This window comes from Longibacter salinarum (assembly GCF_002554795.1).
Taxonomy (GTDB): domain Bacteria; phylum Bacteroidota; class Rhodothermia; order Rhodothermales; family Salinibacteraceae; genus Longibacter; species Longibacter salinarum.
In genome coordinates, this window is the sequence record NZ_PDEQ01000002.1 from 383,282 (window position 1) to 404,518 (window position 21,237).

Here is a 21,237-nt window from a genome sequence, read left to right on the forward strand (position 1 = left end):
CCGATGGCAGGTCTTGCCAACCTCCGCTCGCATGATCCGTGCCTTGCTCGTCGTCCTCGTTGTTCTGATCGCCATCATGGCGTTCTGGCTGGATAATACGTGGCTTTACGTGCTGTCCGGTATTTCGCTCGTGGCATCCCTCGGATGGTTCGCGTTATATGGGTGGAGCGCATATCACCGCCGTAAGCGGGACGCAGCCCGCAATGACGTCGACCGTGAGCATCGTCTACAGGACTTCGGCATCGTTTCCATCCGTCCGCAGGACAAGCGATCTGCGGAAAAGCACTCCCAAACCCCTGTTCAGTCTGAATCTGCTTCTGTGACCAGCGCCTCATCGTCTGCCGAGACGGCACCCTCGACGAGACCCTCCAGCACGCCCCGGGGACGGACGGACGGTCGCGGTGCGAGCGAGAACAAAGGCTCGCGTCAGGGTGATAGGGCTTCGACAGCAGGGGCAGCGACGGCGACGACCGGTGCTGCGGTGACAGCTACGGAGACGATGGATGAGGACGTGTCACCGTCGCCGACGGAGGATGGGCCGGGGATTACGACATCCTCCCGCGCGACAGAGCCCGTACTCGTCCCGCTCGTGGAATCGTTGCGTGCGGCCGTAGATGCTCACTCCGTCTGCCTGCTCGTTCAGGAGGACGTTGTTCTAGAGTACCATATTCGTGCGATCGCGAGCCAATCGGACGCGGTTAAGCGCGAGGGGATGTTTTCCACAAGCGATCCTCTCCTCACCGCGTCGATGTCGCGTCAGCCAATCAGCGTGCGGCGGATCGAAGGCGGTCGAGATGTGGTGGCCGGATACCTGCGCTACTATGACGACCCGCCGACCATCGATCACATCGCGTTGGCCCCCGTGCAGTTGCGAGACACCGCTACGACGACGTTCCTGCTCGTGGATGCAACCGGCGAAGGCGACCTCGGAGCGCCGAACGCGCGTGCTATTATCGAGCAGTATGCGGAAACGATCGCACTCGTCCTGCAGTCGAAGGCATCCGCGTCGAATCGTTCGGATGACGGCGATGCACATCGAGCCATTCACGGGGACAGTGCACCATCCCGGACAGGAACGCCGCGTGTTCGCGAGTCGGATCCCGTCCCGAAGGATGAAGACCAGCATCCAGATCTGTTTACCGAGCCTGAACCGACGAAACGTGAGGGAGGCGCTCGCGCGGAGAACAACGAGCCAGCCGCCGATGACAAGCCATCCGAAGAGGTCATGCCGCCGGATCCAGACGACGTCGAAGTCGGTGAGCATGCCGTCCAGGACGAAATGGAGACTGAAAACGAACGCGAGGAGACCAAACCGCGACCGCGCCGCGAAATCATTGCGGAAGAAATGGAGGCGGCCGACCGCCACGGGACAGACATCGCGCTCGTGCTCGTGCATTTGAACCGTGCTGAGGCGATTGCGCGTGCCGGAGACGATGCCGTTGAATCGGCGGAAGCCTCGCTCCGCTCGCGATTGCAGGAGGCGTCGCCCGAGCATCGCGTCGAACGGTTCGGCGAGCTGACGTATGGCGTGTTTTTCTACGGAGGGATTGACAAGGTTGAGCCGTGGGCGATCGACCTGCAGGAGACGATGGATGCAGCTACCGGTGAGCTCGAAGGCGGCGCAAGCATTGGCGTCGCCCTTCGGGGGCGCCGACATGAGACGCCCGAAGCCCTCCGCGCGGACGCGACCGAAGCCCTGAAGGAGGCGTACGAAACCGGGACCTGTACAATTATCCAATAGCCGACCCGCCCCGAGCCCTGGTTTAATGAAATGCACGACGCGCCGCTGTTCCGTTCGGAGCAGCGGCGCATTCAATTGTTGCTATTTCGCGACGGGGCGGTGGAGGCTCAGCACGTCCGTAAGGTCCCGTCATAACGTTCGATTGAGGGCGTGCGGTTTCGCTGGATCCTGGAGGCGATTACAAAACTCCATTTGGGCTGCGCCCGGCTTTGAGGGGCTTTCGCGTCGTTCTGCACCAGAGGCACTAGCTTTGGGTCGCTGCATCGCCGTAGCTCGCACTAGGCCTGCTTCGCATGTCTTGCCAGAGACCCACTCGCTCGGGCTCGACGAACAAAGCAACGTTTCCAAGAGCCTTTAGGCTCTTTCCGTCACGGGATTCGCCGGCGTCTCCAAAAATGCATCGAACGACGACTGCATGTCGCGGAGGGCGGCCCGATCCAGGCAATAGCAGGAACGTGGCCCGTCCGGCGTGACACGGATGATGCCAGCCTCTTGGAGGACACGGAGGTGGCGCGAGACGGTGGATTGCGCGAGGGGCAGCGATTCGACAATGTCCCCGCAGATGCACTCGTCGTGTGTGGCGAGGTGACGAATGATCGCGAGACGTGCTGGATGCGAGATTGCTTTCGCTCGCTCGGCAATCGCTTCAAGATCGGGAGAGAAAGACTGCGCTGACATGTGCAGACAGAACCGTTGGTAAGGTACAACAATCTCAAGCAGTTACGCCCGGATGGACAAACAGGTTCGGCGCCATAGACACTGTCACCATGTTTTAAACAATTCGCCTGGGAAGACATCCCATCGTCATGTGGTTCGTCGTGGTGGGGGCGCCTTCCAGAAACAGTAAGTGGTATATACGCACCCGGCGCGAAATGTCACCGCACGTCCCGACGTTCTCATCGGGTGCGTGTTACTGTGCGCTTATGTGGCGTTCAGCCAGTTTGAGTGCCTCCACAACATTCACGATTCCCCCCGTTGTCGAGAGAGAAGAGAACGGGACCTGGCGGTTGCCACCGGGCACGACGACCATCCGATCCGGGAACGTGGTTGTCGACTCTAGCAGGATCGATCGAACGTCCATCGCAGAGAGTTCGGGGTAATGCGCCATGATGAGCGCAGCGACGCCGGATACCATCGGCGCTGCCATACTCGTTCCGGGGAAGCGATCGTATTTGTGATCGGGCGTGGTCGAGTAGATGTCGACTCCAGGGGCGAAGAGATCGACGCGGGCGGGACCGTAGTTACTGAAGGACGCCGCGAGGGAGGTGTCGCTCTTCCAGGACGAGGCTCCAACCGTAATCCATGCCTGCGGCGACTCGCCGTTCAAGTAGACCTCCGACGGGAAGTTGTCGGTTGAATCGACGTTGGCGCCGTCGTTGCCCGCGGCATGAATCATGAGCACGCCGAGTGAATCCGCATACCGCACTGCTGCATCAACGGCCTCCTTTTCAGGTGAATAGTCCTTCCCAAAGCTCATGTTGATGATGTCGGCGCCATTGTCCGCGGCGTAGCGAATCGCATTCGCGACATCTTTGTCCCGTTCGTCGCCATCCGGTACGGCGCGAAGGGCCATGATCTTTGTACCCTCTGCAATGCCATCAATTCCGAGCCCGTTGTTCCGTTCGGCGGCGATGATTCCTGCCACGTGCGTGCCGTGCGTAGCGTCCGGGCCGGTGACGTCGTTGTTGCCGTAGAAGCGCTCGGAGAGGTCGTCCGGATTATCTCCAACAATCGGTCGCGGGTCGAACTCCAGATCGTATCCGTATCGGAGCTGGTTCTCGATGTTCGTTTTGTACTCCTCGATGTCCTCAAGCCGGAGATCATTCTTGGCGAAGTGGACGAAAATGTCGCGTGCCTGTTGGAGGTCGCGGCGCGGCGAGGTCAGGTTTTGAACCTTCGAGAGGGAGAGAGAGTCGGTGCCGAGCGACTGCTCCAACATCTGCGTCGCGTATTTCATTGCTTCGTACGCGTTGCGGACATTGTTGAACTCCTGCTGTTTGCTCGCCCGCATCTCATCAAGCTTGCTCTTCAAGCGCTGGTACCGCTCGTAGTCCTCGCGATATTCCGGTTTTACGGAAGCGGAATCCACGTTGGCGAACGTCTCGCCGAGCGTGCGAACGATACGGGTGAGCTCCATTGGAGCGTTATCGATGTTATCCCCGTCCGGTCCACCGAGGAAATTCCAGCCATGTACGTCGTCGACATACCCGTTGTTGTCGTCGTCAACGCTGTTGCCCGGCACCTCGTCTTCGTTGACCCAGATGTTGTCGTCCAGGTCATCGTGCTCGGTGTCGACGCCAGAGTCAATGACTGCGACAACGACGGTCTGCCTCGGCTTCCGGCCCTGCAAAATGGTCTCATACGCCATCTTCGTTCCGATGCCGGGGACGTCCCCATCGCTCAGGCTACGGTGCTGCCAATCCTTCGGAGCCGACTCGATGGCGTCGGCGAGACTCGGCTCGGGTTTCGCTTCCTTCTCGGGAGGACCACTTGGCGCCGGCCCGGACTCACTCGGCTTTGCCTGCTCCGTCGAGGACGCAGATTCGGCTGCCTGAGTATCCGCCGTATCCGCAGATGACGTCTGAGTGGTCGGTTCAGACGTCTGCTGATTGGAAACGGTGGGTTGAGATGAGCTACATCCTGATACGAGGGCAAGGACGAGCAGAAAAACGAAAAGTCGAGCCTTCGGCATAACGAAAAGAGGTGTGGGGCAATCTGCGGAAGGGGGAGCGCCATGCGGCAGCAGCACCCGCCATTCTGTACCTGATTACAGGAGCGATGTTGCGATTGAGGCTGTGGCACCGGCCGGCGTGCGCTCCTGACGTAGACAAAAGACCGCGGCGGAAGAACCACTCAGGCGAGAATCGGGCCAGGAATGTCGCGGGCGGACTCCGGCGGTCCGAAGTATTCGTCACGGAAGCCGCCCAGTTCGTCCAGGGTTTCGTTGGATAGCTGGTGCATGATCTCATCCATCGCGGGTCCACCGATCGCCAGCGGCATGTGCGTCAGCAGCATTTCCCGCCCGATGCAATGACCGATCAGTTGATATTCGTGAAGGTCATTTATCGATGTGCCGTCAACGATGCAGCGATCGGTCCATCCTTCTGGGATTGCGGTCTCGTCTGACGACGGGTCAACCGAGCCAGGTCCGCCGTATGCCGGATTGCCCGGGAGGTTCTGCGAAAGCAGCATCGAAGCACGGTGGTGGAGGTTTGTGTTTTCGAGGAAGTACGTTTCCAGCGCGTGCTTCGACGCAGACGAGATCTTGGTCTGTAGGTCTGAGTGACATCGGAGGCAGAGAGCATATTCGATAATCACTTCCTGCACATCGTACTCAGGATGCTGGCGAATGGCCTTCTCGACGAGATACTCGACATCTGTGTCAAGGAGTGGACAGTCGCATACCAGACATGAATCGAGGGGAGAATGCGTCTCCGTCGAATAGAACTCTGTGGGGATCGGGATACGCCTCGGAAAGAAAAACATGGGTCGGTCGTCAGCGAGCCAGTCGCGGAGGGAAAGCGAGTCCGGCAGAACGAAGGAGGTCTACGTGTGAACCGGGAGAGCCTGAGAGAATTGGCTCTCTGATAATAAATTTAACCTCCAGTTAGGGAAAGGGATTCAAGGTGCCTGCTGTTGAGGATATTGAGGAGGCCCGTGCCTGTGAATGCCACCTGCATCGCGGGTATACAAGCTAAACCCCGACGGATCGATGGGGGTAAATAAAAAAGCGGTGCCGTTCGAAAACGACACCGCTCGTATCTTCTGTCTCTAGATCAGGCGTGTGCTAGAACGCGAGCAGGTCGCGTGCTGCTTCAAGGATCTCGCTATCGCTCGGAAGCACCTCGCGCTCCAGAGAGTGAGCGAACGGAATCGAGGTGAAGTCGCCGGCGACGCGGCGGACGGGTGCGTCAAGGTACGTGAACGCAAGGTCGGCGATCTGTGCGCTGATCTCGGCGCCGAACCCGATGAACTCGTGATCTTCGTAGACCACGAGCGCGCGGTTCGTCTTCTTGACCGACTCCAGGATCGCGTCGCTATCGAGAGGCGTGATGCTGCGCAGGTCGATGATTTCGACGATAGCGCCTTCTTTCTCCAGTTCCTTCGCAGCCTTCTCCGCGAACGGGACCATCTTGCCGTATGTGATGATCGTCATGTCCTCGCCCTCGCGCACGGTGCGCGCCTTGCCAATCGGGAGGGTGTAGTTCTCCGGCGGCGTGGGGGTGCGGGCGGCGGCGTCGCGGTAGAGCGCCTTGTGCTCGAGGAACAGAACGGGATCTTTCGAGCGGATGGCAGTCGTGAGCAGCCCTTTCGCATCGGCGGCCGTCGACGGCATCACGACCTTCAGTCCGGGCATGTGGCCGAAGATCGACTCGATGTTCTGGGAGTGGCAGAGTCCGCCGTGGATGTAGCCACCGCATGGCACACGGATGACCATCGGGCACTCCCAGTCGTTGTTCGACCGGTAGCGGAACGGAGCCACCTGGTTGCGAATCTGCTGCATCGCCGGCCAGATATAATCGGCGAACTGGATCTCGACCACGGGCTTGAAACCACTTGCGGCGAGCCCGACGGCCGTTCCAATGATCGACGCCTCGGCGAGAGGCGAGTTGAAGCAACGATCCTCACCGAACATGTCGGTGAGGTCTTTCGTCGCCGTGAAGACGCCGCCTTTGTTGCCGGCAACGTCCTCGCCGTAGACGACGATGCTGTCGTCCCGCTCCATTTCCTCTTTCAGCGTGCGGTTGACGGCGTCGACCAGCACCATCGGGTCGGCATCCGGGTCGATGTCCGACTCCGAGCTGTACTCAATGTCGTCGTCTCCCTCGAAGTAGACGTACTTGGTCGCCGTTTCTGGATCCGGGTCGGCTTGCTCTTTGGCCCAGTTTGCGGCCTCGTCCACCTGCTGGCGGACGTCCTCGCGCATCTCTTCGGCGTCATCGTTGCTGATGATGCCGGCGTCGACCAGCGATTCCCGCATCCGCTCGATCGGGTCGATGCTCTTATCGGCTTCCAGTTCGTCCGGCGTGCGGTACTTGGAGTGATCGTCGGACGAAGAGTGCGGGTAGAGCCGCACGACGTCGGCCACAAGGCAGACGGGTCCTTTTCCGCTGCGGAGGTGGTTCATGGCAGCATCCGCAGCCGAGGCGGCGGCGAAGAAGTCGGTGCCGTCGACGCGCATGCGGGTGAGCCCGTCGTAGCCGCGAGCAAGTTTGTATGCAGTGCCACCGGCGGTTTGGTCTTCGACCGGGACGCTAATCGCGTATTTGTTGTCCTGCACGAAGAAGAGGACCGGCGCCTGGCGGCGTGTCGCCCAGTTGAGGGCTTCGTGGAAGTCGCCCTGCGAGGTTGCACCGTCCCCGCACGAGGCGTACACGTAATTATCCTCGCCTCGCTGCTGGACGCCCATCGCAAAGCCAAGTGCCGGGAGGAACTGCGCGCCCACAGACGACGAGGTCGTCATGACGTTCAGGTCCTTCAGCCCGAAGTGCTCCGGCATCTGTCGTCCGCCGGAGTTGGGGTCGTCCGCCTTCGCGAGGTGGGCGAGTAGTGCATCCTCCGGGCTCATGCCGAGAGTGAGCGCCATGCATAGGTCCCGATAGTAGAAGCAGAACCAATCGTGTCCGGGACCTTGCCCGGGACGCGAATGCATGCCGACCGCGGATTGCGCGGCTTCATGTCCCGCGCACCCGATGTGGAAGTGACCTTTGCCCTGTTTGAGAAGCGTCATCATCTTCTCATCGAGTCGCCGCGACAGCATCATCGTGCGGAGACGTGTGCGAAGATCGTCCGCGTCGAAGTCGTCGGGCGTCAGCAAATTTACGTCGAGGTCACCTTCATACGCAGGTGAATCCTGAAACGAGTGACCGTTCGGGATGCTTTCCGAGGCGTCGGCCTCGGTGTGCGAATCCGGCGTGGCAAGGCCGTCGGGCGCAGAGCCAGAGCCGGCATCGGCGGTGCTCGGCGTCTCTTCTTGCACGTCGGGCGTCTCCGGGTTCGACTCCGGCGAATTGCTCATCATCTCCATACCTATCGGGCCAGTTGCGTCCATACAGAGCGGAATTCCGGATCCGTCGCGATTCTTTCCTGTGCCGTTAGTGACACCAGACGATGATGACGTGAACCTGCTGTGCAGGGTGTCAACTCCGTCGAGGGGTGAACGGCAAGACGGCGCACGGACCGGAGCGAACGGAAGCAGCAACGGGACGAAGCGCTTCCAGCGGTGCAGAAGATGCGTACGGGTACATCAAGGATGTACGAACATGCGGTCTAGAGGTACGCGTACGCATCGGTGCCGAGTCGGCATACGACCCGAAACCAAGATTAAGTATAGAGATGGGTGCTCGGAAGAAAAAGCGGCCGGACCCGGTCACGCGGAGTCTTCATTTTTTGTGCGACTTGTGTGTCGTGGGTGGTTGATTGTTCGTCGGATCATATCGGGCGGAGTGCGTTCGCCTTCGCTCTGTAAGCGCTGGGCGTTGACGCGTTGGACGTTTGGATCGTTGGATTGCTGAGTTTTCGGGATATTGAGTTTTTTCCCCTCATACATTCATTCTCTCAAACTTTTCCAGATCCAAACCTTCCCACGTCCAGACCTTCAAACAGAAAAAGGCGCCCCGGCCGAAAACCGAAGGCGCCTCTGTTCAACTTAAATCGTTACCGGCCTTACGCCTCTTCCGGCTCAGCTTCTTCCGGCACGCCGGCGTAGGGAAGCTCGAACCAGAACCGGGTTCCGCGTCCTTTGGTGCTCTCGACGTGGGGATGTTCGCCGTGCGCCTGGAGGATTTGCTTCACGATGCTGAGTCCGAGTCCGGTGCCCCCACTGTCGCGGGAGCGATCGGGGTCGACCCGGTAGAAGCGATCGAAGATGCGCGATAGATGTTCTTCGTCGATTCCTTTCCCAGTGTCGACGACCTCGATCCGAACCTTATCGAGTCGGCGCTGGACGCGGCACCGAACGGATCCCTCATCGGTGTACGCGATGGCGTTGTCGATAAAATTGACCAGCACCTGACGGATGCGATTTCTGTCGGCACTCACGAGGTACCGTGGAATATCAACGTTCAGATCCAGGCCTTTCTTCTCCGCCTTCGGGCGCAGCATCTCGCTGACCTCGTTGACGAGATCCTTGAGGTCGAACTCGCTGCGGTTGATTAAGTCCTCGCGGTACTCGAGACGCGCGATCTCGATCAGGTCATTGAACAGGTTTTGGAGCCGTTCAAGGTTGATCAGTGCCTTCTCAGCGTACCGCTTACGCATATCGTCGGTCAGGCTCGGCGTCCCGAGTGCTTCCAGGTATCCGCTAATCGCGAAAATCGGATTGCGGACCTCATGCGAGACGTTGCCGATGAACTCCTTCTGCAGCGCCGTCAGCCGCTCCAGTTCCTCGATCTTTTCTCGGAAGGCGTCAGAGGCGCGATTCAGGCTCTCGGCCACATCCTGAAATTCGGCCGCCCGCGAATTTATACGGATCCGCCCCGTTATCCGACCATCAGCGACTTTGCTCGCGGTGTCACGTATTCGCTTGAGGGGTGTCGTAACCTGGTAGGCTGCGATCCAGCTTCCGATGATCGAGAGAATGAGCGCGAGCACCATTCCCAGGACAAGCACGATCTGCGTCCGCTGTGCCAGTTCGTAAAGCGGAGGCGTCGGTTGCCCCACCTGGATGATCAGGTTCGACTTCGGGCGATACAGCGCTGCGTAGAACACGGTCGTCCCGTCTAGGCCGACCTGCTCGGTAAACCGCGACTCCGGCGTGTCGATTGCTGCCAGTCGATTCGGGTCGATGAGCGTCGAGTCCGCCGTCTGCGACTGCCCATTGGGGTCGTAGTACACCGTATCCGGTGTTGCGACGGAGATGTGCAGATCCGTCAGGCGGCTCAATTCCTCGACGATGCGGAGGCGAGCCTGGGGGTCGGGTTCGTTCTCGATTTGCACGGCGACGCGCTCCGCCTGGTCGCGCAGCGTTTGCTCCATCGCGGTACGCATCTCGGTGGTCAGGACGAGAACCACGTAGAGCGCGACGACGGCGACGGCCATGCCGACGAAGAGGGCGAACGTGAGGACCATCCACGTTTGCGTCGATGCGCGATCCGGCAGAAACCACTCGCCGATTCGTTTGAAGGGAGACGGCATAGGGAGGGAAAAAGGGCGTGCAATACGGATAGATGGATGCATCCGACAAACGGAAGCCCGCAGCGCCCACGGATGGGGCTACGGGCTTACGCGTGCGGATGGAGGTATCCCCGGGAAACGGATTCGGTCGTACCCGGGATGTGTATACCAGCCATGCCGTGCGGTTACGCTTCGGCAGATTCTTCCTCGCGGACGAACCGGTAGCCTACGCCGCGAACCGTCTGGATGTGCTTGGCGAACTCGCCGAGCTTCTCGCGGAGGTTCTTGATGTGGGCGTCGACCGTACGCTCGGTCACCATCATGGCATCCTTCCAGATCGTTTCCAGAAGCTGCTGGCGCGTGAACGCCTTGCGCGGATGGCGAACGAGGTAGCGGAGGAGTTCGAACTCAGTGAGCGTGAGGCCGAGGTCTTCTCCGTTCAGCTCAGCGCGATACTCGTCCTCGTAAATCGTGAGGTTGTCGACCTCGAGGATGTTGCTTTCTTCGACGCCGGACCGACGGAGGACGGCTTTGACGTGCGCCACGAGAACCTGGGGCGACACCGGCTTTGTGAGGTAGTCGTCGCCGCCGAGCATGAGGCCTTCGATCTGGTCCTCTTCTTCGGTTTTCGCGCTGAGGAAGATGATCGGGATCATTTCCGTCTCGACGCGGGAGCGAAGGCGGCGGCAGACCTCATACCCATCGAGGCCCGGCAGCATGATGTCCAGGACGATGAGGTTGATGTCGCTGCCGGCCTTTTCGAGGGCTTCTTCGCCGTCAAATGCGGTTTCGACGTTGTAGCCTTCCTCCTGAAGGAAATGGCTGACGACCTCGACGACGTCCTTTTCATCGTCGACGACGAGGATGTTGATATCGCTGGGATCTGCGGTAATCGGCATGGGTGGATACGAATTCAGTGGTGGAGAAATACCGAATCGTGTCAACAGGCAAGATGGGTGATCACGTATCTTCCGTCAGGTCGTCAGCGTCAATCGCCGCACGGAACGGGAAGTGGGGGGTAATCACCGGAGGGCAACGCATGGGCCGAAAGACCCCGCGATGACTCATCTTGTTATTACACTGGAATCACGGTGTAGAGGTCCGCGCGCATAGGCGCAGTGTTCTACTATCGGTATGTAGTCGAAGAAATGCGTCTCGAGACGCGTGTGATCGGGTGCAGCAGAATGCTTAGCGGTTGGCCTCGTCCTCGGAATCCTCACCGTCGGTGTAAATCCGTGGGACACGTCGTGACAAACCGCAGCAAATTTCGTACGGAATAGTTCGAGCCCATCGGGCCACATCATAGATGGTGGGTCCGTCGGGACCGAAGAGGGTGGCTGCATTGCCGACCTCGACCCGCCGTGCCAGAGGGCTATCGGGCGGGCCGAGGTCGACCATGCACATGTCCATGCAGATGGTGCCGACGACGGGGCGGAGCTCGTCGCCGATGCGAACGCGTGCACTTCCGCTGCCGAGGCGCGGGTATCCGTCGGCATAGCCGGCGCCCAGGGTTGCGATTCGAGTTGGACGGTCGGCCGTCCATGTGGCACCATAGGAAACCGATGTCCCAGCATCGATCGTGTGCAGGTGCGTTACTCGTGCTCGCAACGCGAGCGCGGGACGGAGCTTGGATGCAACCTCTCCACTGCTCAACTCAGACGTAGGCGCGAGGCCGTACACGGCGATTCCCGTGCGTACGTAGGACGGGTACGTCTGAGATGCGGGACCTTCAGGTGACGGCAGCGTGCCGTCCCCCGTCAGGAGAGCCCCGGTATTATCCGTGTGAAACGAAAGGGGAAGGTCGAGTTCGCGGCGAAGTGCGTCGAAGCGCTCGCGCTGTGTGGCGGTCAACGGGTGACCCGGGGCGTCGGCGGTTGCAAAATGGGTCCATACGCCTCCGACAGTGACGCGGCGTTCCTTCTGTAATGTGCGGTAGACATCCGATACGTCTTCGGGGGAGACGCCGAGCCGGCTCATGCCGGTATCGACCTTCAGGTGAACACGAAGGGGTTGAACTCTTGCGTAGTCACGTACGCGTTCAGCGACTTCGAGAGAAGACACGGTTACATCGAGATCGTGGTGCGCACAGACGGGAAGATCACCCGGAAGTGGGGCACCCAGAACGAGAATTCGCGTCGTGATGCCCGCCTCCCGGAGTTCGACGCCCTCTGTGGGCCGAGCTACAGCGAAGGCGGCCACGCCTTCTTGCTCCAGAACCGGTGCGATCTGCGTCGCTCCATGGCTGTACGCGTCGGCCTTCACCACCGCCATCAGCTGTGCCGGGGCCGCGCGCTCCATGAGCAGACGGGTGTTCGACCGGATTGCAGCCAGGTCAATCTCTGCGTACACCGAGCTTCCCGCAGCCGGAACGTCTCCGGTCATTGCGACAGGCGATCGTGCTGGAGCCTGAGGGTCAATGTGGGGGGATGAAGCAGAAATAGCGGCAAAAGTCTTTCGATTAGGCGTTCACAGACTCCGTATAGGAACAGCATCCCGTGATGGTTCCGCCCGATCCTGGCCGCTGAGGCTAGACTCTGTGAAGATGAAGACCCAAACTGCACACGAACACCATCGTGCCTTCGTCTATCTACAAATCATTCACATGGGAGCGACGCTCGAGATTCATTCTCCGCTGCGTCTCCGAGAACCAACACGACGCCCATGTAGACAGGTTGAGGCCGACAGACACCGATCGGATGCAAGAAAATACCCCTAAATGGCAGAGCGCCCGGGCAGATTTCTCCGCCGGGCGCTCTTCCCCACAGGGTCGATGAAAAGAAATGCGTTCATCGGAAAGAAGTGACCTCTTCGGCGTCCCGGCCGAAAAGGGAAGGCCTCATGGCCAAAATGACCACGTGCCCTTCATCGTGTAAATCGACAAACGAGACCGAAACCGGACACCCTTCTTTCTATCTTCATGAAAGTGGCGTTTGGAAAGGCCCTCTTCGAACACGTAAGTAGGCCAGGGTTGAGAAAAGGATTCGAGCGGGATACATTCTTCTGTCCGCCCGTACTGCCGATGATCTACCGCCACATGCATCGACTTTCCGTTCCTCCTTCTATGTCGCAACTTCGTACTGTCGCAGTCGTCCTTGCTTTATTCGTCTGGACGACCTTCCCCTCGGCGAGCCATGCGCAGCAGGCTGAGTCCGTCCCCGATTTCACGCTGCGCACGATTCACGCCAGCAATGAGTTGTCTCCCGATCGCTTTCAGGGAGGACGTTGGGCTGACGAAGGGCCCGTCGTTACGTACATCGAGCCCGTTTCCGATAGCGATGCGACGCATCTCATGCGGTTTAACCTCGAAACCGATGAGCGTACGCGCATCATTGATGGAACGACCCTTCAGGCGGATGATGTCGATCGCCTGATTCAGATTGAAGGCTACGAGTACAGCCGTGATGGCTCGAAAGTGCTGCTTTATACCGACTCCAAGCGGGTATGGCGTCAGAATACCAAAGGATTCTACTACGTATACGACACCGAGACGGAGGAGCTGACGCCCATTGCGGACCGTGAAGACGGCTACCAGATGTTCGCGAAGTTCAACCCGGACGCGACGAAGGTGGCCTTTGTCCGGAAGCGAGATCTCTTCGTCGTGGACCTCGGGACGGGGAACGAAACGGCGCTCACGACGGACGGAGCCGATGGATCGATCATCAACGGCACGTTCGATTGGGTCTACGAGGAAGAGTTTGGTCTACGCGATGGATTTTCCTGGAGCCCGGACGGCGCATACATTTCGTTTTACAAGCTCGACGAGTCCGACACCCGCGAGTTTGCCATGACCGATTTTCGGACGCGCTATCCCGAGTACGAACGCTTCCGCTATCCGAAGGCCGGTGAGGTCAATAGCGAGATCAAAGTTGGCGTTGTCGACATGACGGCTCTGGATACGACGCAGACCGGCCAGCCGGACGCCATTCAGTATTTTGAAACCGAAACGTGGGACCCCGAACTGGACAAGGAGACGGAGGCATCCGACCCGACGGAGTACATCTCGCGGATGGGGTGGACCCCGAAGATTGATGGGAAGCATCGCGTCTGGATGTTCCGGATGAACCGCGGCCAGAATCGACTCGATGTCCTGTACGGAAATCCGGACGACGCGAGCGCGGAGACCGTTCTGCAGGAAAATCTCGATACCTACATCGACGTCGAGGATGGAAAGCTGCAATTCCTGGACGATGGTAAGCACTTCGTCTACCTGTCCGAGCGGACCGGTTACAACCACATCCACCTATACAAGAACGACGGCACCTACCTCGGCCCGATCACCGACGGAGAGTGGGAGGTAACCACCTTTCACGGAATCGACGAGGGAAGCCTGCAGGCGTACTTCACTTCGACGAAGGCCGGGTCGATCGAGCGCCAGCTGTACCGCGTGGGCGTGTCGATGGGCAAGCACGAAGCGGCGATGGAGCCGGAGCGTGTTTCCGAGGAGTCCGGCTGGCACAGCATCAACATGTCGAACGACCTCAGTTACTACATCGATCAGTACTCCAACGCGACGACGCCCCCGGCGTGGACGCTGCACGAGGCGGATGGTACGCTCGTGACCACGCTCGAAAGTAACGACTCGCTGCGGAATACGATCGAGAGCATGGAACTGCCGGCACCGTCGTTCACCACGCTGCCCGGAGCGGACGAAACGCCACTGAATACGTACATCATCAAGCCGAACGACTTCAACGAAAACCGTCCCCATGCCGTGCTGATGTACGTGTATGGCGGGCCGGGGGCCCAGACGGTAACAAATCAGTGGGGTGGACGCCGTATGATGTGGTTCCAGTACCTTGCCGAAACGTATAACGTCGTGGTTGTCAGCGTCGATAATCGCGGGACCGGCGGACGCGGCAAAGCCTTTCAGGACGTGCCGTACCGGAATCTCGGGACGCCGGAATCGGCCGACCAGATCGCCGCGGCACAGAGTCTCGCCGATTCGTCCTGGGTTGACGCCGACCGCGTCGGAATCTGGGGCTGGAGTTACGGCGGCTACATGACGCTAATGTCCATGCTCTCTGGCGAAGGCCCGTCGACATTCTCGGCCGGGCTCTCGGTGGCTCCGGTCACCGACTGGCGCTTCTACGACACGATCTACACGGAGCGCTACATGTCGACACCGCAGAACAACGAGGCGGGCTACGATCGCGGTGCGCCGCTCGATTATGCCGATCAGATGGCCGAGACGCAGGACCTGCTCCTCGTCCACGGCGACTTCGACGACAACGTTCACTTCCAGAACAGCATGCAGATGGCCGATGCGCTGCAGGAAGCGAACAAGCAGTTCCAGTTCATGGTGTATCCGGGCCGGAATCACGGCATCTATGGGGGCAACACGCGACTGCACCTCTTTACGATGCTGACCGACTTCGTCGAAGAAAGCCTCGTCGAAGAGGAACCGATGATTGGCGCGACCGAGTGATCGCGAAGCCGCGGTTCGACCTCGGGTTGAACCATCGCCGGACGACGAAAAGAACGGCACCGCTTTCCGGAGGGAAGGCGGTGCCGTTTTGTTTTGTGCCGCATTTTTCTTGTCAACTGAAGCGCAACCATCGTGGATTCTACCGGAAGGCTTCGTCAATCTCCGTTCCTGCAATGTGATTGATGTAGTTGCTGATGGTCTTGAGGCCGATCAATCCGACGATTTCGTAGAGCACGTCGCGATCAATTCCGAGCTCGGAGAAGTCGTTCTCCTCGGCATCCGTGAGCAGGCCGTTGCCGAGTGTCTGGCCGGCCTCCAGACAGGCGCGGGCGACTGTCGGGTTGTGGTTGCTTATCTCTGTGATCAAGTTAGGAACCATGCCGAGCGCTTGACGCGCACTCTCTCGGACGGACGAGGCATCGGCGGTTGGTGCTGAGGGTGTGCTACTCATCGGAAAAGGGAGTTCAGTCATGTCTAGGGTCACGTCGGGCGAGAATTCTTCCGCCTGCTACATGTCACTGTGATGCTAACTCCGATGACGTTACGCAGCGTATCGGCAAGTAGTAGGTACGATATGCGCTGGTGCCATCACCGAACACGTTAGAAGACGGGGGGATAAGGCCGAAAGAAGGGTTTGCTTTATGAGTGCCGTCCGAATCCAACAGGTCTTCGCGCAGTGAGTCGTTGACCCTCCAACGGTTCATCTCTACGTTATGAGTGGCCGCAGTAAAATCGCGGCCGGACTCCTGCCCCTTTCCTCTATGCATCGATTCCAGCATGCCCGCCGACCTGCTGATCCGTCACGGTACCATTCTCAACCCGGAAAACGGGGAGACGCGACAGGCTGATATTCTCATCCGCGACGGGCGAATCGAGAAGATCGGTGCATCGCTCGACGCGGACGTTGATGTCACGGTTGTCGACGCATCCGGGAAGATGATTTCGCCCGGGTGGATGGACATGCATGTTCACTTCCGTGAGCCCGGATACGAGCACAAGGAAACCGTTGCGACCGGCGCACGGGCGGCAGCCTTCGGCGGATTCACATCGGTGGCCTGCATGCCGAACACGAACCCACCGATCCACACGCGGGATGTCGTGGAGTTCGTGCTCGAGCGCGCTGAAGACACGCCGGTTCACGTTCACCCGATCGCGACGGTCTCGAAGGAGCGGGAGGGCGTGGAGCTCGCAGAGATGGCCGACCTCCAGGAAGGAGGCGCGGTCGCGTTCAGCGACGACGGGTCGCCGGTTCAACATGCGGGATTGATGCGACGGGCGCTTGAGTACAGCTCGATGCTGAACGCGCCGATCATCAACCACATGGAGGAGCTTACGCTCAACCCGGAGGGTCACATGCACGAAGGCGAAGTCTCGGCCCGTCTCGGCGTGAGCGGCATCCCGGCGCTGAGTGAAGACGTCATGATCGCTCGGGACATCGAGATTGCGGCGGCCACCGGCGGACACGTTCACGTTGCCCACATTTCCACGGCCCGGGGCGTGGCGCTTGTGCGGGAGGCGAAAGCTCGCGGCGTAAACATTACGAGCGAGGTTTGCCCGCACCACTTCACGCTTACCGACGAGGCGGTCGAGACCACCGGCTTTTCCACGCACACGAAGATGCATCCGCCGCTACGCAGTGCCGCAGACGTGGACGCGATCATCGAGGGGCTCGTCGACGGAACGATCGACGCAATTTGCACCGATCACGCGCCCCACGCCCCGCACGAGAAGGACGTCGAGTTCAATGCCGCACCGTTCGGGATTCTCGGTCTGGAGACGGCGTGGGGACTTACCGTTCGCGAGCTGGTGGAGCCGGGACATCTCTCCGTCGCGGAGGCCGTGCGCAAGCTTACTGTGACACCTCGAGAGATTATGAATCTGCCGCTGCCTGTGATGGAGGAAGGCGCTACGGCCGAACTGACAATTTTCGACGCGTCGACGCGCTGGACCTTCGAAGAGACGGACATCCGGTCGAAGAGCCGGAATACGCCGTTTGTTGGCGAGGAACTGATCGGCCGGGCCTTCGGCATTTACAGCAAAGGCCAGTGGGTGCCGGCGACGCGCGAGAAATAAGCTGCGCCCGTTGCCTTCCGCGCTTTCCGCTTTACGCGCCTTCGAGGAGTCGGTGGGCTAGGCGATCTGGAAGCCCGGCGGCCTGTAGCTTGCGTGCCGTCGTCTCCATGTCGTAGTCCAACCGGACGTTCCGGTACTGCATCGACGCCGTGTCGAACAGCGCAAAGCTGAGCTTCGGATTGTTGTCTCGCGGTTGCCCGATGCTGCCTGGGTTGATCATGAACCGGTGTCCGGGCCGAACTTTCAGTACGCCGAGACGGTCCGACACGACGCTCGGGACGTGGGTGTGGCCGACGAAACACACAGGTGTGTCGAAGTGCTCGAACTGGCGCTTTGCTGCGGGAAACGAATTGATGCGCTTCCACGCTCGGGGTTCGTCCGGTGTGGCGTGGACGAAGGTGCAGTCGTGCTCAACAATTTCATCCGGCCACGACAGAATTTCCTCCCTGTGTGTATCACTGAGGAGCTCTTGATTATGCCGCGCTGCCTTCTGAGCGTCCGGTGGCAACTGCTCGATGCCGTCCCCCGTAGCGACTGCGAGGTCGTGGTTGCCGACCACCACACCGTCGCAGTGCTCGGCGACGAGATGCATGCACTCGACCGGGTTGGCGTTATAGCCGACGACATCACCGAGACAGTACATTCGGTCGACGCCGACGCGCTCGATGGCCCGGAGCGCCGTTTGCAGGGCTTCCAGGTTCGAGTGAATGTCGGAGATGATGGCTAGACGCACAGGCGGGACGAACTGGGGAGTAGAACGGATGGATGATGCGGAATCAGATGTGCAATCTACGGGAGTCCGAAAGGTAAAACCAGACGACTCGCTGCGTCGACATGCGTTTTCAACGGGATTGCTAGACCCATTCGTGCGTTGCACGACGCCAGCGCGTTCGAGTTTGTCCTCCGGTGTCGCTTATTATGATCGCGTATTTTCCATCGCGCACGTGAAGACGTGTACGCGGACGGCTTTGTCCAATGTGGAAGACATGGCCGTATCACCTCTTTCCTGCCGACGTGTTTCCGGTTATCAACCGAACGCGCACGCTGGTTCAAAATGTCGTCTCAAACCTAATAGTGTATGTCCGATACGGCTCTTACGGTAGGTGTCGTCCTTGGAGGCGTCGCCCCCGAGCACGAAGTCTCCATCATTTCAGCATTGCAGGCCGCAGCGGCGCTCGACCGTTCGAAGTACGAGCCCGTTCCGCTTTACATCGCGAAGGACGGTATGTGGTACACCGGCGACCACTTGCTCGATGTCGAGGCGTACCGGGATATCGATGAACTGCGCGAAACAGCGATCCCGCTGGCTCTTTTTCCGGGTCCACATGGCACGCTCGAATGTGTAGAAGTCCGGGACGGAGGGGCGTTATCGCATTTGACGCGGCCCCCACGCCGATTCTCGATTGATGTCGTTCTTCCCGGCCTCCACGGCGGCGCCGGTGAGAACGGCGGAGTGCAGGGACTGTGCGAGACGTTTAATGTACCGTACACCGGAAGCGGAATCTTCGGTTCGGCGATCGGCATGGACAAAGTGCTCTCGAAGCACCTGTGTCAAGAAGTGGGCATCCCGGTTGTGGACTTTGTAGCATTTTACGAGCACGAGTGGGCCCACCGGGAGGAGGACGGGCTGGACCGGTGCGAGAAGGAGGTCGGCTATCCGGCGATTGTGAAGCCGGCGCGCGGAGGGTCGTCGATCGGGATCATGCGGGCAGAAGATCGCGAACAGCTGGATGCGGCGATCGAGGACGCGTTTCGGTACGACGATAAGGTCGTTGTCGAACGGGCCGTGCAGGAGCTTCGAGAGATCAACTGCTCGCTTTTGGGCGATGGAACGCATGTCGAGCCGAGCGTGCTGGAGGAGCCCGTCGCGTCTGATGACGACGAGGTGCTAACCTTTCAGGACAAGTACATGCGAGAGGATGATGGCGGGGTAAAAGGCGGAGACAAGGTCGACGGCCCCGGCCCGGAAGGCATGGCATCGCTCGACCGCATCATTCCGGCGGATCTGTCAGATGAGCGCACGCAGGAGATTCAGGATCTCGCCATCCGTATCTTCCGGCTGTTCGAATGTGCCGGTGTCGCACGCATCGACTTCATGATCGACGAGGCGACCGACGAGCTGTTCTTTAACGAGATCAACACGATCCCCGGCTCGTTCTCATTTTACCTCTGGGATCCGTCCGGCGTGCCGTTCGATGAGCTCATGGACCGCATGATCCAGATTGCGCGGAAGCAACACCGGGAGAAAAATGGTCGGGTTCGGACGTATGACGTCAACCTTCTGGCTGAGCGTAGTCTCTCAGGTCTGAAGGGCGCGAAAGGGGAATAGCGGGCATAGTATCGTATCCATCACGTGCGTCGAATCTGGGGAATGACGGGCCGAAGCGTTTCCGAGTCGGATTCCAGGCAGAGCGTTTCACACGTTTGCTGCAAGATTCTCCGCGGACTGGCGGATTGATCGCATATGTTCGGGGGCGCTGGTGATCTTTTCGTGGAGGTCCTGCACCTGTTCTGCGATCGCGTCATCATGGAAGGAGTAGGCGAAGTTGCGAACCTGTTCGATGCGCTGATCGCGATCGGCCTCGGTTCGGTCGCCCTCAGGCAGCGGACGTGCAGCTCCCCAGTCGATATGCATGAGGTCGCCCGTTTCCTCGTTGACGATGAAGTTGGCAGAATGCCAGTCCGGGTTGTTGACCCCGAGAGCCTCGCAGACGTGCTGTGTGGTTAAGACGCGGCGGTAGAGGTCTTCGGTCATACGACTCGAATCGTTTTCGATGTACTCCTGAAGGGTCGGGCCGGGCACGTGATCTTCGATGATAAAACCCAGAAGTGCGGAGAATCGAACGTCGTGGTTAAATGCGGCATGAAGGCGAGGCACAACGTTTTCCTCAAGAACGATACGGACCCGGCCGCGCGGCGTCACCACGGCACCGTTTTTCTCAAGGACCGGCCAGTTCTCCGGCTTGCCATCATAGGTGCGCGCCCCCAGGTTGATGTCGTGGAAGGGCTCGGGTCCAGGCTGTTTGATGACGATACCAAGGGATGGGACTAGGCAAATTGTGCTGCGGCGGTGACGTCCTGCGACATACTCTCCCTTGAGAATGATGTGCACGTCATATTCGGCAGCCCATTTTTGTTGCTGCACGGCGTGTCGTTCGACGGCATCTTCGTCCCCTCGCGCCGCCACGTCGCGCCGGGATTGTTCGACACGCACGAGTCGGTCCAGGAGCGCGTCGCATAGGAGCGGTTGCGGAATCGGTATGCCGTCGGCGGTTCGAAGTGATTGTCTATCGTCGATTGCGGCTACCAGGAGAGGAATCTGCTGCTCGGGAGCAAAGCCCGTCTCTCGGTCGAGAGCGTTCAGACGAACGATCCCTCCAATGATGGCCGTAAGAGGCGCATCTAGTTCCTCCTGGACTCGCTCGACCACATGCTCGCGCTCTGCCCCGAATGCGGCGATGTTCTTTCCGTATCGCGTAAGGGTTTCGGCATGCTGAAGGAACGGGTCCGGAGCATCGCTGCCCAACATGTTTGAATCACCAACACCGACCACACCAAAGTAAATCGGTGTCCAGCCGCCGAGATTGAGCGAAATAAAGTCGGGATCGTCCAGAAAATGAGATGGGATCAACCGGTCGGTGGGAACGCGACGGAGATGGGTATGCGGCGAATCAATCGATAGCAGCGGACCGATGGCGTCTTCGGGGGCTACGTGCGTCGGTAGCTCGTCTAGCGAGCGGGCCCAGGCATCCATCGCGTCGCGCGTCGGTCGCTGCCCGATCACCTCGACGAGCGTACCTCGAGCCTCCTCGTGGTCGGCAGCCGACTGAAGAAAGTCTCGCACCTCCGGGCGGTTGAGCGGAACGGCGACAACGGCGTACAT

At 59.7% G+C, this 21,237-nt stretch carries 14 protein-coding genes; 4 read left to right on the top strand and 10 right to left on the bottom strand.

The features are described 5' to 3' along the window. Positions 1 to 31 precede the first annotated feature (31 nt). The gene (locus CRI94_RS05070; RefSeq protein WP_098074582.1) at positions 32 to 1,741 is read left to right on the top strand and encodes a hypothetical protein; all 1,710 of its coding nucleotides are present in this window, start codon (positions 32 to 34) and stop codon (positions 1,739 to 1,741) included. A 354-nt stretch (positions 1,742 to 2,095) separates the two neighbouring features. Here CRI94_RS05070 and CRI94_RS05075 read toward each other — a convergent pair whose 3' ends face one another. From CRI94_RS05075 to alr, 7 genes are all read right to left on the bottom strand, one after another. Continuing rightward, positions 2,096 to 2,419 carry an ArsR/SmtB family transcription factor gene (locus CRI94_RS05075; protein ID WP_098074583.1) on the bottom strand — a complete coding sequence of 108 codons (324 nt, stop codon included), beginning with the start codon at positions 2,417 to 2,419 and terminating at the stop codon, positions 2,096 to 2,098. Between the two features lie 232 nt (positions 2,420 to 2,651). Further along, positions 2,652 to 4,433 (bottom strand): S8 family peptidase, encoded by a 1,782-nt coding sequence (locus tag CRI94_RS05080; RefSeq protein WP_098074584.1) that lies wholly within the window; start codon positions 4,431 to 4,433, stop codon positions 2,652 to 2,654. 161 nt (positions 4,434 to 4,594) lie between these two features. After that, positions 4,595 to 5,227 carry a hypothetical protein gene (locus tag CRI94_RS05085; protein ID WP_098074585.1) on the bottom strand — a complete coding sequence of 211 codons (633 nt, stop codon included), beginning with the start codon at positions 5,225 to 5,227 and terminating at the stop codon, positions 4,595 to 4,597. Positions 5,228 to 5,528: 301 nt separating this feature from the next. Then, complete coding sequence (locus CRI94_RS05090; RefSeq protein ID WP_245846077.1) at positions 5,529 to 7,793, bottom strand: alpha-ketoacid dehydrogenase subunit alpha/beta; 2,265 nt, start codon at positions 7,791 to 7,793, stop codon at positions 5,529 to 5,531. A gap of 614 nt (positions 7,794 to 8,407) precedes the next feature. Continuing rightward, complete coding sequence (locus CRI94_RS05095; protein WP_245846078.1) at positions 8,408 to 9,877, bottom strand: sensor histidine kinase; 1,470 nt, start codon at positions 9,875 to 9,877, stop codon at positions 8,408 to 8,410. A gap of 164 nt (positions 9,878 to 10,041) precedes the next feature. Further along, complete coding sequence (locus CRI94_RS05100) at positions 10,042 to 10,755, bottom strand: response regulator (RefSeq protein ID WP_098074586.1); 714 nt, start codon at positions 10,753 to 10,755, stop codon at positions 10,042 to 10,044. Between the two features lie 289 nt (positions 10,756 to 11,044). After that, positions 11,045 to 12,238 (bottom strand): alanine racemase, encoded by a 1,194-nt coding sequence (gene alr / locus CRI94_RS05105; protein ID WP_098074587.1) that lies wholly within the window; start codon positions 12,236 to 12,238, stop codon positions 11,045 to 11,047. Positions 12,239 to 12,917: 679 nt separating this feature from the next. Here alr and CRI94_RS05110 point away from each other — a divergent pair. Next, positions 12,918 to 15,281, top strand: a complete 2,364-nt coding sequence (locus CRI94_RS05110; protein ID WP_098074588.1) for a S9 family peptidase — start codon at positions 12,918 to 12,920, stop codon at positions 15,279 to 15,281. Positions 15,282 to 15,420: 139 nt separating this feature from the next. Here CRI94_RS05110 and CRI94_RS05115 read toward each other — a convergent pair whose 3' ends face one another. After that, positions 15,421 to 15,753 (bottom strand): carboxymuconolactone decarboxylase family protein, encoded by a 333-nt coding sequence (locus tag CRI94_RS05115; protein WP_245846079.1) that lies wholly within the window; start codon positions 15,751 to 15,753, stop codon positions 15,421 to 15,423. A gap of 305 nt (positions 15,754 to 16,058) precedes the next feature. Here CRI94_RS05115 and CRI94_RS05120 point away from each other — a divergent pair, with 305 nt between their 5' ends. Next, entirely contained in the window at positions 16,059 to 17,354 is a 1,296-nt protein-coding gene (locus CRI94_RS05120; RefSeq protein WP_098074589.1) for a dihydroorotase, read from the top strand. Positions 17,355 to 17,385: 31 nt separating this feature from the next. Here the strand turns inward: CRI94_RS05120 and CRI94_RS05125 are convergent, their stop codons facing one another. Continuing rightward, the gene (locus tag CRI94_RS05125; RefSeq protein WP_179862170.1) at positions 17,386 to 18,087 is read right to left on the bottom strand and encodes a metallophosphoesterase family protein; all 702 of its coding nucleotides are present in this window, start codon (positions 18,085 to 18,087) and stop codon (positions 17,386 to 17,388) included. Between the two features lie 345 nt (positions 18,088 to 18,432). On the opposite strand from CRI94_RS05125, the gene CRI94_RS05130 reads away from it, so the two are divergent. Next, the gene (locus tag CRI94_RS05130) at positions 18,433 to 19,683 is read left to right on the top strand and encodes a D-alanine--D-alanine ligase family protein (protein WP_098074591.1); all 1,251 of its coding nucleotides are present in this window, start codon (positions 18,433 to 18,435) and stop codon (positions 19,681 to 19,683) included. A gap of 87 nt (positions 19,684 to 19,770) precedes the next feature. Here the strand turns inward: CRI94_RS05130 and CRI94_RS05135 are convergent, their stop codons facing one another. Beyond that, complete coding sequence (locus CRI94_RS05135) at positions 19,771 to 21,237, bottom strand: serine/threonine protein kinase (RefSeq protein ID WP_143815307.1); 1,467 nt, start codon at positions 21,235 to 21,237, stop codon at positions 19,771 to 19,773.

Excerpts from the sequence above, each read along its gene's own strand:
- CRI94_RS05070 (WP_098074582.1), top strand. The coding sequence starts at position 32 with ATGATCCGTGCCTTGCTCGTCGTCCTCGTTGTTCTGATCGCCATCATG.
- CRI94_RS05075 (WP_098074583.1), bottom strand. The coding sequence starts at position 2,419 with ATGTCAGCGCAGTCTTTCTCTCCCGATCTTGAAGCGATTGCCGAGCGA.
- CRI94_RS05080 (WP_098074584.1), bottom strand. The coding sequence starts at position 4,433 with ATGCCGAAGGCTCGACTTTTCGTTTTTCTGCTCGTCCTTGCCCTCGTA.
- CRI94_RS05085 (WP_098074585.1), bottom strand. The coding sequence starts at position 5,227 with ATGTTTTTCTTTCCGAGGCGTATCCCGATCCCCACAGAGTTCTATTCG.
- CRI94_RS05090 (WP_245846077.1), bottom strand. The coding sequence starts at position 7,793 with ATGGACGCAACTGGCCCGATAGGTATGGAGATGATGAGCAATTCGCCG.
- CRI94_RS05095 (WP_245846078.1), bottom strand. The coding sequence starts at position 9,877 with ATGCCGTCTCCCTTCAAACGAATCGGCGAGTGGTTTCTGCCGGATCGC.
- CRI94_RS05100 (WP_098074586.1), bottom strand. The coding sequence starts at position 10,755 with ATGCCGATTACCGCAGATCCCAGCGATATCAACATCCTCGTCGTCGAC.
- alr (WP_098074587.1), bottom strand. The coding sequence starts at position 12,238 with ATGACCGGAGACGTTCCGGCTGCGGGAAGCTCGGTGTACGCAGAGATT.
- CRI94_RS05110 (WP_098074588.1), top strand. The coding sequence starts at position 12,918 with ATGTCGCAACTTCGTACTGTCGCAGTCGTCCTTGCTTTATTCGTCTGG.
- CRI94_RS05115 (WP_245846079.1), bottom strand. The coding sequence starts at position 15,753 with ATGACTGAACTCCCTTTTCCGATGAGTAGCACACCCTCAGCACCAACC.
- CRI94_RS05120 (WP_098074589.1), top strand. The coding sequence starts at position 16,059 with ATGCCCGCCGACCTGCTGATCCGTCACGGTACCATTCTCAACCCGGAA.
- CRI94_RS05130 (WP_098074591.1), top strand. The coding sequence starts at position 18,433 with ATGTCCGATACGGCTCTTACGGTAGGTGTCGTCCTTGGAGGCGTCGCC.
- CRI94_RS05135 (WP_143815307.1), bottom strand. The coding sequence starts at position 21,237 with ATGTACGCCGTTGTCGCCGTTCCGCTCAACCGCCCGGAGGTGCGAGAC.